The organism is Bradyrhizobium xenonodulans, from assembly GCF_027594865.1.
GTDB lineage: Bacteria > Pseudomonadota > Alphaproteobacteria > Rhizobiales > Xanthobacteraceae > Bradyrhizobium > Bradyrhizobium xenonodulans.
Genome location: NZ_CP089391.1, coordinates 6,616,749 through 6,629,148, shown reverse-complemented (window position 1 = coordinate 6,629,148; position 12,400 = coordinate 6,616,749). Strand labels below are relative to the sequence as shown.

The 12,400-nt window shown below is 65.3% G+C and carries 14 protein-coding genes; 7 read left to right on the top strand and 7 right to left on the bottom strand.

Translation table 11 applies throughout. The features are described from left to right. Positions 1-12: 12 nt before the first annotated feature. From I3J27_RS31560 to I3J27_RS31550, 3 genes are all read right to left on the bottom strand, one after another. Positions 13-1,116, bottom strand: coding sequence for a 5-(carboxyamino)imidazole ribonucleotide synthase (locus I3J27_RS31560; RefSeq protein WP_270162759.1), 1,104 nt, complete (start codon positions 1,114-1,116; stop codon positions 13-15). After that, positions 1,113-1,601 carry a 5-(carboxyamino)imidazole ribonucleotide mutase gene (gene purE / locus I3J27_RS31555; RefSeq protein ID WP_270162758.1) on the bottom strand — a complete coding sequence of 163 codons (489 nt, stop codon included), beginning with the start codon at positions 1,599-1,601 and terminating at the stop codon, positions 1,113-1,115. The genes I3J27_RS31560 and purE overlap by 4 nt, the downstream gene beginning before the upstream one ends. A gap of 92 nt (positions 1,602-1,693) precedes the next feature. Beyond that, positions 1,694-1,897, bottom strand: a complete 204-nt coding sequence (locus I3J27_RS31550; protein WP_270173038.1) for a hypothetical protein — start codon at positions 1,895-1,897, stop codon at positions 1,694-1,696. Between I3J27_RS31550 and I3J27_RS31545 the strand changes: the two genes are divergently transcribed. Next, positions 1,830-2,456: a GGDEF domain-containing protein gene (locus I3J27_RS31545; RefSeq protein ID WP_270172924.1), complete on the top strand. Its 627-nt coding sequence runs from the start codon at positions 1,830-1,832 to the stop codon at positions 2,454-2,456. The genes I3J27_RS31550 and I3J27_RS31545 overlap by 68 nt on opposite strands. Positions 2,457-2,458: 2 nt before the next feature. On the opposite strand, the gene I3J27_RS31540 is transcribed toward I3J27_RS31545, so the two are convergent. The 3 genes from I3J27_RS31540 to I3J27_RS31530 form a co-directional block, all read right to left on the bottom strand. Further along, on the bottom strand, positions 2,459-2,710 hold the full coding sequence (locus I3J27_RS31540; protein ID WP_270162757.1) for a hypothetical protein: 252 nt from the start codon (positions 2,708-2,710) through the stop codon (positions 2,459-2,461). Positions 2,711-2,763: 53 nt separating this feature from the next. Further along, positions 2,764-2,982 carry a hypothetical protein gene (locus tag I3J27_RS31535; protein WP_270162756.1) on the bottom strand — a complete coding sequence of 73 codons (219 nt, stop codon included), beginning with the start codon at positions 2,980-2,982 and terminating at the stop codon, positions 2,764-2,766. 128 nt (positions 2,983-3,110) lie between these two features. Further along, positions 3,111-3,317: a YdcH family protein gene (locus I3J27_RS31530; protein WP_008546179.1), complete on the bottom strand. Its 207-nt coding sequence runs from the start codon at positions 3,315-3,317 to the stop codon at positions 3,111-3,113. A 329-nt stretch (positions 3,318-3,646) separates the two neighbouring features. Between I3J27_RS31530 and I3J27_RS31525 the strand changes: the two genes are divergently transcribed. Then, complete coding sequence (locus I3J27_RS31525; RefSeq protein ID WP_211382250.1) at positions 3,647-3,826, top strand: YdcH family protein; 180 nt, start codon at positions 3,647-3,649, stop codon at positions 3,824-3,826. Between the two features lie 97 nt (positions 3,827-3,923). Here the strand turns inward: I3J27_RS31525 and I3J27_RS31520 are convergent, their stop codons facing one another. After that, positions 3,924-5,039 carry an NAD(P)/FAD-dependent oxidoreductase gene (locus I3J27_RS31520; protein ID WP_270162755.1) on the bottom strand — a complete coding sequence of 372 codons (1,116 nt, stop codon included), beginning with the start codon at positions 5,037-5,039 and terminating at the stop codon, positions 3,924-3,926. A 202-nt stretch (positions 5,040-5,241) separates the two neighbouring features. On the opposite strand from I3J27_RS31520, the gene I3J27_RS31515 reads away from it, so the two are divergent. The 5 genes from I3J27_RS31515 to I3J27_RS31495 are packed head-to-tail and all read left to right on the top strand — an operon-like array spanning position 5,242 to position 12,394. Then, complete coding sequence (locus I3J27_RS31515; RefSeq protein WP_270162754.1) at positions 5,242-7,929, top strand: sensor domain-containing protein; 2,688 nt, start codon at positions 5,242-5,244, stop codon at positions 7,927-7,929. 33 nt (positions 7,930-7,962) lie between these two features. Then, positions 7,963-9,441, top strand: a complete 1,479-nt coding sequence (locus tag I3J27_RS31510) for a glycerol-3-phosphate dehydrogenase (RefSeq protein WP_270162753.1) — start codon at positions 7,963-7,965, stop codon at positions 9,439-9,441. A 52-nt stretch (positions 9,442-9,493) separates the two neighbouring features. Beyond that, positions 9,494-10,666, top strand: coding sequence for an ABC transporter ATP-binding protein (locus I3J27_RS31505; RefSeq protein WP_270162752.1), 1,173 nt, complete (start codon positions 9,494-9,496; stop codon positions 10,664-10,666). Beyond that, positions 10,663-11,577: an ABC transporter permease gene (locus tag I3J27_RS31500; RefSeq protein WP_270162751.1), complete on the top strand. Its 915-nt coding sequence runs from the start codon at positions 10,663-10,665 to the stop codon at positions 11,575-11,577. The genes I3J27_RS31505 and I3J27_RS31500 overlap by 4 nt, the downstream gene beginning before the upstream one ends. 4 nt (positions 11,578-11,581) lie before the next feature. Next, positions 11,582-12,394 carry an ABC transporter permease gene (locus I3J27_RS31495; protein WP_270162750.1) on the top strand — a complete coding sequence of 271 codons (813 nt, stop codon included), beginning with the start codon at positions 11,582-11,584 and terminating at the stop codon, positions 12,392-12,394. Positions 12,395-12,400 lie beyond the last annotated feature (6 nt).

Sequence of the window (12,400 nt, the reverse complement as noted above, 5' to 3'; positions counted from 1 at the left end):
GCCGCGGTCCCGCTACTTGCCTTTCGGCTGGACCTCGGTGACGTGGCCCATCTTGCGGCCGGGGCGCGGTGCGCCCTTGCCGTAAATGTGAATGGTCGCGCCCGGGACGGTCAGCCACTTTTCGTAATCGTTGATCTCCTCGCCGATCAGGTTGGTCATGGTGACGATGTCGCCGTGACGCACGGGCTTGCCGAGCGGCCAGCCGGCGATGGCGCGGATGTGCTGCTCGAACTGCGAGACCGACGCACCGTCGAGCGTCCAGTGGCCGGAATTATGCACGCGCGGGGCAATCTCGTTGACCAGCACTTTCGGCCCCGAGCCATTGGCGAGCACGAACATCTCGACCGCGAGCACGCCAACATAGTCGAGCGCGCTGGCGATCTTGCCGGCGATGCTGCGCGCTTCTTCGGCAAGTGCGTCCGGGATCGGCGCGGGCGCCCGTGAGATCTTGAGAATGTGGTCGCGGTGCTCGTTCTCGGTGACGTCGAAGCACTCGACCTGGCCCGATGCCGAGCGTGCGGCGATCACGGAGATCTCGCGCTCGTAGGGGATGAAGGCTTCCAGGATCGCCGATTTGGTGGCGAGGCTGGTCCACACTTTCGCGATGTCGTCGCCCTCGCGGATGATGGCCTGGCCCTTGCCGTCATAGCCGAAGCGGCGGGTCTTCAGCACGGCCGGAAGGCCGATCCTCACGATGGCTTCGCGTAACGACGCCACTGAGGTGACGTCCGCGTAAGCCGCCGTGCCGATGCCGAGCCTTGTGACAAAATCCTTCTCGGCGAGCCGGTCTTGCGTCGTCTCGAGGATCTTGCGGTTGGGCAGCACCGGGCGGCGCGCATCCAGCACCATCGCGGCGGCCGACGGTACGTTCTCGAATTCGTAGGTGATGACGTCGACGTCGCTTGCGAACAGCTCGAGCGCCTCGACGTCGGCGTATTCGGCGCAGGTCGCGTTGAGCACGACGTCGAAGGCCGGCGAATCCGGATCGGGCGAGAACACCTGGCAGCGCAGGCCGAGCCGCGCCGCAGCCATCGCCAGCATCCGCCCCAATTGTCCGCCGCCGAGGATTCCGATGGTGTCGCCGGGCTTCAGCTTCACCTGCTTTGCGTCAGTCACGCCTTGTCCTCCGGGCGCTCGGCAACCGCCTCGGTCTGTGCCTTGCGCCAGGCGGCGAGGCGATCCGACAAAGCCGGGTCGGACAGCGCCAAGACGGACGCTGCAAGCAGCGCCGCGTTGATCGCGCCGGCCTTGCCGATGGCGAGGGTGCCGACCGGGATGCCCGCGGGCATCTGCACGATCGAATAGAGCGAATCGATGCCTTTGAGGGTCCTGGATTCGACGGGAACACCGAACACCGGCAGCTCCGTCAGCGCCGCCGCCATGCCGGGAAGATGGGCCGCACCGCCGGCACCGGCGATGATGACCTTGTGGCCGGCCGCCTTGGCGCCCTTGGCGAAGGCAAACAGCCGGTCGGGGGTGCGGTGGGCCGAAACGATACGGGTATCGGCGGCAACGCCGAGCGCGGCAAGCGTATCGGCGGCGTGCCGCATCGTCTCCCAGTCCGACTGGCTTCCCATGATGATGGCGATCGGCGCGGTCATGACGTCAATTGTGCTCGGAAAACAGAAAGATAGGCCAGATTAACGGTTCCGGCCGGTGGCTCGCAAGGCGATGGCAAGGAGAAGGGAATGCACTATCCTGTCTTGGTGAATCCCCGCAAGCCTTCATTGAGCAGGATGCCCATGAAGAAACCAAAAAAGGCGAGCGCTGCGAAGGCCAAAAAGGGCCGGAAGGCCAGCGCCAGCCGATCCAAAGCCGCCCTCAAGCGGTTGGCCAAGCGCCCGGCCGGGCCTCGGCCGCGCGGAGCGTCGACCGCCGGCGACAGCAGGGTGACCATCCGCGGCTTGCGGAGCAGGCTCAAGGCGGCGGAGCGGCGGATTGCGGAACTGGAAGCTGCGGCCGACACCGATTTCCTGCTCGAGATTCCGAACCGGCGCGGCTTCGAGCGCGAGCTCGCGCGCGCCATCGCCTACATGAAGCGCTACCGCGCCAGCGGCGCGCTGATCGTACTCGACGTCGATCGCCTGAAACCGATCAACGATTCCTTCGGCCATGCCGCCGGCGACGAGGTGCTCAAGGCGATTGCCGGCGCGCTGACGCGGCAGATCCGTGCCTCCGACGTGGTCGGCCGGCTCGGTGGCGACGAGTTCGCGCTGCTGCTCTGGAATCTCAGCGAGACCGATGCCAAGGCGAAAGCTGCGATCTTCGAACAGGCGATCGACGATCTGTCGTTCACCTTTCGCGGTCAGCGCGTGACCGCAGGTGCTTCCGCCGGCGTCGCGCTGCTCGGGGCGCAGTCCGATGCACGCCGCGCGCTGGAGGAGGCTGACGCCGCCATGTACGTGCGCAAGGCGCACCGGCGGCACGAGCCGCGGATCAGGCTTGTCAGCAGCTGATCTTACAGAGTGGCGAGGTCTTCCGGCACGTTGCCGAACTTGCGCAGCAGCGTCGCGTCGCCGAATTCGCCGGTCATGGGATCGCCGCTGCGGCTGAATGCGACCGCGCCGATATGGCCCACGCCGCGCGACAAGGCCTCGGCGCGCCGCAACGCGGCCGTCGAGCTCTGGCATTCTTCCGCGGCGCCCGCGACGGGCGATCCGTCAGCATCGATCAGGAAGGGCATTGCAACGTAATAGGTCACATCCGACATGGCGTTGCTCCAGTGCTCAAAAAACAAAGCGCGATCTCATCGCGCTTTGGAATTCAGGCGGCGCTGCTCTTGCTCCGCATCTTGCTGCGCGAGGTCTCCGGAATGCAGCCGGCTGAAATCGCCGCCTGCAATTCTTCCAGTTCGGCTTCCAGATATTCGTTGGCCATGATCAGCGCCTTGATGGTGCTGCGCAGATTGCCGTCGCACATCGCGATCGCCTGATCGCAGGCCTGTTCATAATGGCTGTTGTCGAGAAGGGCGGTTGCCGGCATCTGCATTGTCCTTGGGCTGCATGGGCATTTCTGGGGGCGATGAGGTGCCCGGATGTTCCTATTTTGTTCTTTTGGAGTCAAGCGGATTCCCACATGCGACGAGCCGCCGCGAACAGCGCCTTTGCCGATCAGGCGATGATGTCGGGCGTGATCTGATCTTCGATGAACGCGATACGGTCGCGCAACAACAGCTTGCGCTTCTTCAACCGCTGCAACCGCAATAGGTCGGGGGCTGGCGACTGATGCAGTGCATCGATCGCGGCATCGAGATCTCGGTGTTCCTGCTGCAACCGGGTGAGCTCGGCTTCGAGCTCACGCTCGTCTTCATTGGTCATGTTTGCGGTGGCCGAAAACCGATAGGCGTGAGGTTAAGGCTGTGGATGCCCTGTGGAAATTATCGTCCTTGCGCGGCCTGATCGCAAGCGATCTCGGGCCGCCGCTCACCGAACTCTCGCGAGATATTTCGACGATTCGCAGCAGCGTTGCGCAAGCACATTGATATCATGGATTTTTCCTGCGTGGTTCCCTTACTCACGCTTCGTTACATATGAATTTTCAAAAATGACGCTGCGACGACGGATACCCATCGACAGAACGAATCGGTGATGTAGACTTCCTCGTCCGGATCGAATCCTAAGGTTCAACCCTACCGAGGAGGTTTCGAATGACAATTCAGGCACATCTGGTTGAATTGGAACGGAAGCACAAACTTCTCGAAAATGAATTGCACGAGGCTCTCGTGCACCTTTCAACAGACGACCTGCAAATTGTTGAGTTGAAGCGACGGAAGTTGCTGGTCAAGGACCAGATCGAGCGTTTGCGACACGGCGACACGCTCCACTAGTAGCCCCCGTAACAGCGTAGAGTTGAACGTACCCTTTCAGGCAGGGGTGAGAGCTATCGCGCTCATCCCTGCTCGAAGGTGTGCGCCCGTGCGATCATCATTGCGCGGGACTTAGACCTGCGAGTTCTGCGACGTGATCGGCGATCGCGAGCGATGACGTCAGCCCCGGCGATTCGATGCCGAACAGGTTGACCAGACCTTCGACGCCGTGATCGCGCGGGCCCTGCATCAGGAAATCCTGCGTGGCCACCGCCGGCGGCACGATCTTCGGGCGAATGCCCGAATAGCTCGGCATCAGCGCACCGTCGGGCAGCGTCGGCCAGTATTTGCGGATCGCCGGATAGAAGCGCTCGGCGCGTGACGGGTCGACCTCGTAATTGATGGTCTCGATCCACTCGACGTCGGGGCCGAAGCGCGCCTGACCTGCCATGTCCAGCGTCAGATGCACCCCTAACCCGCCCGGCTCGGGCACGGGATAGATCAGGCGCGAGAACGGCGCCCTGGCGTTGCAGCTGAAATAGTTTCCCTTGGCGAGATAGGCCGGCGGAATCCGGTCGATCGGCATGCCGTCGATGTGGCGCGCCACCTTCGTTGCCGAGAGCCCCGCGGCGTTGACGAGCAGGTCGCATTGCAGCGTCATCGGCGCGTCGCCGCCGGCCTCGACCTCGATCACACCGCCCGCCGCCTTGGCGCGGATCAGCGGGGTGTGAAACGCAAAGGCCGCGCCCGCGGCCTCGGCCTCGCCGCGCAGCGAGAGCATGTAGGCGTGGCTGTCGATGATCCCGGTCGAGGGCGAGAGCAGCGCGGCGTCGCAGGCGAGCGCCGGCTCCAGCGCGCGCGCAGCCGCGCCCGTGAGCAGCTGCATGTCGAGCACGCCGTTGGCCTCGGCATGCGCCTTGATCGATTGCAGCTTCTCGGTCTCTTTCGCGCTGGTCGCGACGATCAGCTTGCCGCAATTCTTGTGCGGGATGCCGCGCTCGCCGCAATAGTGGTACAGCGCGTGCTTGCCCTCGACGCACATGCGCGCCATCCAGCTCCCGGCGCGGTAATAGATTCCGGCATGGATCACCTCGCTGTTGCGCGAAGAGGTGATGGTGCCGATGGCCTCGGCTTCCTCGAGCACGATCACCTCGCGCCCGGCCTGGGCGAGCTTTCGAGCCACCGCGAGCCCGACCACGCCGGCTCCGATGACGACGCAGTCGACCCTATCCATGGTTGTGCAAAGTGTCCGCTAAAAGTGCCGGTGGCGTCAGGCCCGAGAACGACGGCGCGGGGCCGATTTCCGTTAAGGAAGCATTTATCATGTCAGGGCAATTGCCGTATTTGACGTCACATTTTTCCGTTGCGCGTACAGGCGTTTACCCGATCCAAACCCACGAGGCCAGACAATCCGACGTTGAAATCGCGGGTGGCTGATGGCTGAGAAGAACTGGCACGTGGGCAGCACGCTTCCGATTGCTGTGCAGGCCGTCGTGTGCCTGGGCAGCGCGGTCGCGCCCGCGCGCGCCTTTGCCCTCTCGGACAGCCTTGCCCCGCCGAGCTATCTCGGCCAGCTTGATCCCAACGTGATCTGGGAAGCCCTGATCGCGGGCGTCGTCATCTGCGCGTTCCTCGCTGCGATCGCGCTGTGGATCCATTCCTCGCTGCGCCGCGCCAAGCGTTTGCAGTTGCGGCGCAACGCCTTCGTCTCCTCCGCCATGAACAACCTCAACCAGGGCGTGGTGATGACGGATGCGCAACGCCGCGTCATCTTCTGCAACGACCGCTATCTCGAGATCTACGGCCTGACGCGCTCGGATGTCTGGGCCAACATGAATGGCTATGAGCTCCTCGAGCTGCGACGCAAGCGCGGGGTCCTGGGCGACGTCTCCGACGACGAGTTCTACGAGAAGGCGGCCAGCACCAACGGCCTGATCACCGAGCTGCCGGACGGACGGGCCATCCTGGTGAAATATTTCGTGCTGCCGAACGGCGGCTCGGTCGCCACGCATCTCGACGTCAGCGAGCAGCGCAGGCTGTCGCGACAGCTCGCCTCCACCAAGCAGTTCCTGGAAACGGTGCTGGACAACGTCCCGGCCTGCGTGGCCGCGAAGAACATCGAGGACGGCCGCTACATCTTCGCCAACACGGCCTATGAGCGCTTCTGGGGCTTCTCGCGCGACCACGCCGTCGGCAAGAATGCGCGCGAGCTGTTTGCGCCCGTCTCGGCGGCCAGCATCGAGGCGACCGACCGGGCGGCGCTCAATTCGCCGGACGGCCAGTTCCGCAACGAATTCGAGGTCGACCGCGCCGGTGAGCGGCGCATGGTGGCCTCGATCCGCATCGTGGTCCGCAACGAGAGCAACAAGCCCGAATTCCTGATGCTCGTGTTCGAGGACATCACCGACCGCCGCTCGCTGTCGAAGGAGCTGGAAAGCACCAAGAAATTCCTCGAACTCGTGGTCGACAACATTCCGGTCGCGTTGATCGTGGAGCAGGTCAAGGACGGCCGCTATCTGCTCGCCAATCGCAGCGCGGAGACGATCCTCAACCGCCGGCGCGAGGATGCCACGGGCCTGACCGCGTCCGACATCTTCAATCCCAAGGAAGCCAAGCTGATCATCGCGCGCGACGAGGCCGCGATCAAGAAACGCGGCATGATCACCGAGGAGCATCCGATCTCCACCAAGGACGGCCTGCGGCTGTTCCTGACCCGCCGCGCGACGGTGCTCAGCGATGCCGGCGAGCCGCAATATCTGATCAAGACACACGAGGACGTCACGGACCGCCGGCAGACCGAGTCGCGCATGGCGCACATGGCCTATCACGACGGTCTCACCGACCTGCCGAACCGCGCCGCCTTCCTTCAGGCGCTGACCCAGATGATCGAGGCTTGCGAAGGCACCAGCGAGGAGTTCGCCGTGCTCTGCATCGATCTCGACGGCCTCAAGGAGGTCAACGACGTCTTCGGTCATGCGCTCGGCGACAAGCTCCTGATCGAGGTGGCCAAGCGGCTCCAGGACTCCGCGCGCGGCGGCGTGGTCGCGCGCCTGTCCGGCGACGAGTTCGGCCTCATCATCGACGGCAAGCAGCCGCAGGCGGGTCTCGCGCTGGCGCAGCAGATCGGCGAGGCCGTCGCGCACGAATTCCAGATCGACGGCCGGGCGGTCCGCGCCGGCGTCACCACCGGCATGTCGGTTTTCCCGCACAATGGCACCGATGCCGCCTCGCTGCTCGCCAATGCCGGCGCGGCGCTGTTCCGCGCCAAGCAGAAGTCGCGTGGCACGATCAGCCTCTACCAGCCCGAGATGGACCAGCAGATCCGCGACCGCCGCGTGCTGCATCAGGACCTCTCGATGGCGATCAAGAACGGCGAGCTCTCGCTCGCCTTCCAGCCGCAGGGCATGGCGGGTCACAGCGTCGCCGAGAGCGACATCATCGGTTTCGAGGCGTTGGCGCGCTGGCAGCACCCGGTGCGCGGCCAGGTCTCGCCGGCCGAGTTCATCCCGATCGCGGAAGAGAGCGGCCTGATCGTCGAGATGGGCGAGTGGATCCTGCGCGAGGCCTGCCGCGAGGCGGCGTCCTGGCCGAAACCGCTCCAGGTCGCTGTCAATCTGTCGCCGGCGCAATTCATGCACGGCGACGTCGTCGGGTTGGTTCATGCCATCCTGATCGAGACCGGCCTTGCGCCCGGCCGGCTCGAGCTCGAGATCACCGAGGGCGTGCTGATCGAGGACTTTGATCGCGGCCTGGCGCTGCTGCGTCGGCTGAAGGCGCTCGGCGTGCGCATCTCGATGGACGATTTCGGTAGCGGCTATTCCTCGCTGAGCTATCTCCAGGCGTTCCCGTTCGACAAGATCAAGATCGATCGCGCCTTCATCATCAATCTCGGCCGCAATCCGCAATCGGCGGCGATCGTGCGCGCCGTGATCGATCTCGGCCACGGCCTCGAAATGTCGATCATCGCCGAGGGCGTCGAGACCCTCGATCAGCTCGCCTTCCTTGCCAAGGAGGGCTGCGACGGCGTGCAGGGCTACCTGCTCGGCAAGCCGCTGCCGATCGGGAAATATGCCGGCCTCATCGGCCGCGCCGAGACCATGGAGCTTGCGCTCAAGACCGGCTAGTGAGGGGGCTCACCTCGCTCTCTCGACGGTTTCATGGCGGATTACGATCTTGCGATCATCGGCGGCGGCCTGAACGGTGTCAGCCTCGCCCGCGATGCGGCCGGCCGCGGCCTGCGTGTCATCCTGTTCGAGCAGAGCGATCTCGGCGGCGCCGCCTCCTCGGCGACGCCGCGACTGATCCATGGTGATCTGTCAGTGCTGGAGCGCCGTGGGTTCCGGCGGGTGCGCCGGGCGCTGGCCGAGCGCCGGACCTGGCTTGCTATCGCGCCGCATCTGGTCCGGCCGATGCGTTTCGTGATCCCGGCCCATTCCGAGGAGCGCCCGCCCTGGCTGCTGCGCGCCGGCCTGTTTCTCTACGACAGCCTCACCGGCCGGAGCGGCCTGCCTGGAGCGGCGACCCTCGACATCACACATCATCCGGTCGGCAACGCGCTGAAGCGGCCATTCGGCACGGCCTTCGAATATGCGGACTGCGTCGTCGACGATTCCCGCCTGGTGGTGCTCACGGCGCTGGATGCTGCAGAACGTGGCGCTGCGATCCGGACCGGGGCTCGCTGTGTCCGTGCCGATCGAACCGACACCTGGCGCCTCGCGGTGGTCGATCGCGGCATTCGCCGCACGATCACGGCCCGGTCGCTCGCCAATGCCACCGGCGGCTGGACCTCGACCGTCGCGGAGACCGTGCTGCGGCAGCCGCAGCCCGCACTGGTGGCGATGCAGATGAGCCAGATCATCGTGCCCAGGCTGTTCGACTCCGATAACGTCTATGTCTTTCAGAACAGCGATGGACGGCTGATCTTCGCAAGTCCGTTTGCGCACGAATTCACGCTGATCGGCACGGTCACGCATGATTTCACCGGCGATCCCGCCATCGTGGCGATGTCGGGGGCCGACGTCAGCTATCTCTGCGAAGCGGCCAGCCGCTATTTCCGCGAGCGCGTGGCGCCGACCGACGTGGTGCGCGCGGTCTCCGGCGTCAATTTGACGCCAGCGTCCGCGCGGCGGCGTGACGGGACCACGCTGTTCCACGCGCGCCGGCGCAAGGCGCCGCTGATCACGATGTTCGGCGGCGACGTCACCACCTCGCGCCTGCGCGCGGAGCGGGCCGTGACGCGGCTGACGCCGTTCTATCCGATGTCGCGGCCCTGGACCGCCGGCGCCGCGCTGCCCGGCGGAGATTTTGCCTGGGATCGTTTCGATCACGAGGTCGACCTCGCCCGTGACCGCTGGCGCTTTCTCTCGGAGCCGCAGGCCCAGCGCCTGATTGCGGCCTATGGTTCGCGATTGGCGGCCGTGCTGGGAGAAGCGAAGACCCGCGAGGACCTCGGCCCAACCTTCGGCCCCGAGCTGACTGGCGCCGAGGTGCGCTATCTCATGACACACGAATGGGCGCGTTTTCCCGAGGACATTCTGTGGCGCCGCTCCAAGCTCGGCCTGACCATGCCTGCGGCCGACCGCGACCCGCTGGCCGCGTTCATGGCGGGCGTGAACGATTCGCTCCGAACCGGTTGAGCAAAGACCGATCGGCAGCTAGCGTGCGGCGGAATCGGGGTTGGCAGGGACCATGACGAACGAGTTGCCCAGGATAGACGGTCCGGCGGATGCGGCCGGCGGAGATGCGTTTCCTGCAGCGGGGCAGCCGCTGCTGCGCATCGAGAACGTCGCCAAGACGTTCGGGACGTTCCGCGCCGTCGACGGCGTGTCGCTCGACGTCAAGGCCGGCGAGTTCTTTGCGCTGCTCGGCCCCTCCGGTTGCGGCAAGACCACGCTGCTGCGCATGCTTGCCGGGTTCGAGGCACCGGACGAGGGACGCATCCTGCTCGGGGATAAGGATATCGCGCAGGCGCTGCCGCATGAGCGCCCGATCAACATGATGTTCCAGAACTACGCGCTGTTTCCGCATCTCTCCGTGCGCGACAACATCGCCTTCGGCCTGAAGCGTGCCGGCATGGCCCGCGCCGAGATTGCCACCCGCGTGGCTGAGATGGTCGCGCTGGTGAAGCTCGAAGGGCTGGAGAAGCGCAAGCCGGACCAGCTCTCGGGCGGCCAGCGCCAGCGCGTGGCACTGGCGCGCGCATTGGCGCGCCGACCGCAGCTTCTCCTGCTCGACGAGCCGCTCGCAGCGCTCGACAAGAAGTTGCGCGAAAACACGCAAGGCGAGCTGATGGAGCTCCAGCGCCGGCTCGGCATGACCTTCATCATCGTCACCCACGACCAGGAAGAAGCCATGACGATGGCGAGCCGGATCGGCGTGATGAAGGCGGGCAAGCTCGCCCAGGTCGCGCCTCCGCGCGAGCTCTACGAGGCGCCGCGCTCGCGCTGGATCGCGGAGTTCGTCGGCGACGTCAATCTGTTCGACGGCGAGTCCAAATTACGCGACGGTCACCGTCTGGTCGTCGGCACGCGTGATGCGGGTGCGCTGGTGGTGGCCGAGCCGCGCGAGCCGGTCGGCGCCGGCAAATTTGCGGTCGCGATCCGCCCCGAAAAGGTCAAGCTGTCGCGCCGCGGTCCCGTAACCGAGGCCGGTCGTGAAACGGCGATCAACGTCCTGGACGGCGTGATCGAGGACATCTGCTATCTCGGCGGCACCACCACCTACAAGGTGAGGCTCGATACGGGCGGGATCATTGAGGCGTCCGTTGCCAACAGCGCGCGCCTCGACGTCGATGCCTTCAGCCTGAACCAGCATGTCGTCGCCTGGTTCACGCCGGACGACTGCGTGGTGCTGCCGTCATGAGCGCGCGCCGCATCTTCACACGCCCGGCCCACTTGGCCGCGATCGTCCCCTATGTCTGGATGGTGCTGTTCTTCCTGGTGCCGTTCGCCTTCGTGCTGAAGATCAGCCTGTCGCAGACCGCGATCGCGCAGCCGCCCTATGAGCCGGTGTTCGATCTGACCGCGGGATGGGAGGCGCTGAAGACAGCCTTCGCGGCGCTGTCGATCGACAATTTCAAGCTGCTCGGCTCCGACGACATCTACGTGTTCGCCTATGTGCGCAGCCTGACCGTTGCTCTCACCGCGACGTCACTGCTGTTGTTGATCGGCTATCCCGTCGCTTACGGCATGGCGCGGCTGCCGAAGCGTTGGCAGGCGGCGGCGATGGTGCTGGTGATCGTGCCGTTCTGGACCTCGTTCCTGATCCGCATCTATGCCTGGATCAACATCCTCCAGCATGACGGCCTGCTCAACCAGATCCTGCTGGCGCTGCATCTGGTCAGCCAGCCCGTAGTGTGGCTCTCCACCGACACCGCGATGTATATCGGCATCGTCTATTCCTATTTGCCGTTCATGATCCTGCCGCTCTACGCCACGCTGGCGAAAATGGAGCCGGTGCTGGAGGAGGCAGCCAGCGATCTCGGCGCGCCGCCCTGGCAGGTGTTCTGGCTCGTCACCTTTCCGCTGTCGCTGCCCGGTGTCGGCGCCGGCGTGCTGCTGTGCTTCATCCCCATCGTCGGCGAGTTCGTGATCCCGGACCTTCTGGCCGGCTCCAATTCGCTGATGATCGGCCAGACCCTGTGGCTCGAATTCTTCACCAACAAGGACTGGCCGGTCGCCTCCGCCGCAGCCATCGTGCTGCTGGTGGTGCTGCTGGTGCCGCTGCTGCTGTACGAGCGGTTGCAGAAGCGGCAACTGGAACAGGGGCGGTGACGCCATGCGCAAGGTCTCCCGCCTGTCCCGCTTCAATATCGCCTCGCTCGCGCTGGGGCTGGCGTTCCTCTATCTGCCGATCCTCATCCTCGTCATCTATTCCTTCAACGCCTCGCGGCTGGTGACGGTATGGGGTGGCTGGTCGCTGCGCTGGTATCACGAGTTCTTCAATGATCGCGCCATGATCGAGGCGGCCTGGATGAGCTTGCGGGTTGCGGTCTCCTCCGCGACCATCGCCACGCTGCTCGGCACGCTCGCCGCAGTCGCACTGTCGCGCGGCGAGCGGTTCCACGGCCGCACGCTGTTCTCCGGCATGCTCTATGCGCCGCTGGTGATGCCCGAGGTGATCACCGGCCTGTCGCTGCTGCTGTTGTTCGTCGCGCTGAACGCCGAGCGCGGCTTCTGGACGGTGACGATCGCCCATACCACGCTGACGATGTGCTTCGTCGCTGTCGTCGTGCAGTCCCGCCTCGGCTCGCTCGACCGCTCGCTGGAGGAGGCGGCAATGGACCTCGGCTGCAATCCGGTGCGTGCGTTCGTCGCCGTGACGCTGCCGCTGATCGCGCCCGCGATCGTGGCGGGCTGGATGCTGGCCTTCACGCTGTCGCTCGACGATCTCGTGATCGCGAGCTTCACCACCGGTCCAGGCTCGGCGACGCTGCCGATCCGGATCTATTCGGAGGTGCGGCTTGGCGTGAAGCCCGAGATCAACGCGATCTGCACGCTGGTGATCGGCCTGATCGCGGTCGTCATCGTCATCGCTTCGCTGGCTTCGAAACTGTCGAGTTCGCAGGGCGAGAGCGCGGCACCGCTGTAGGCGAGG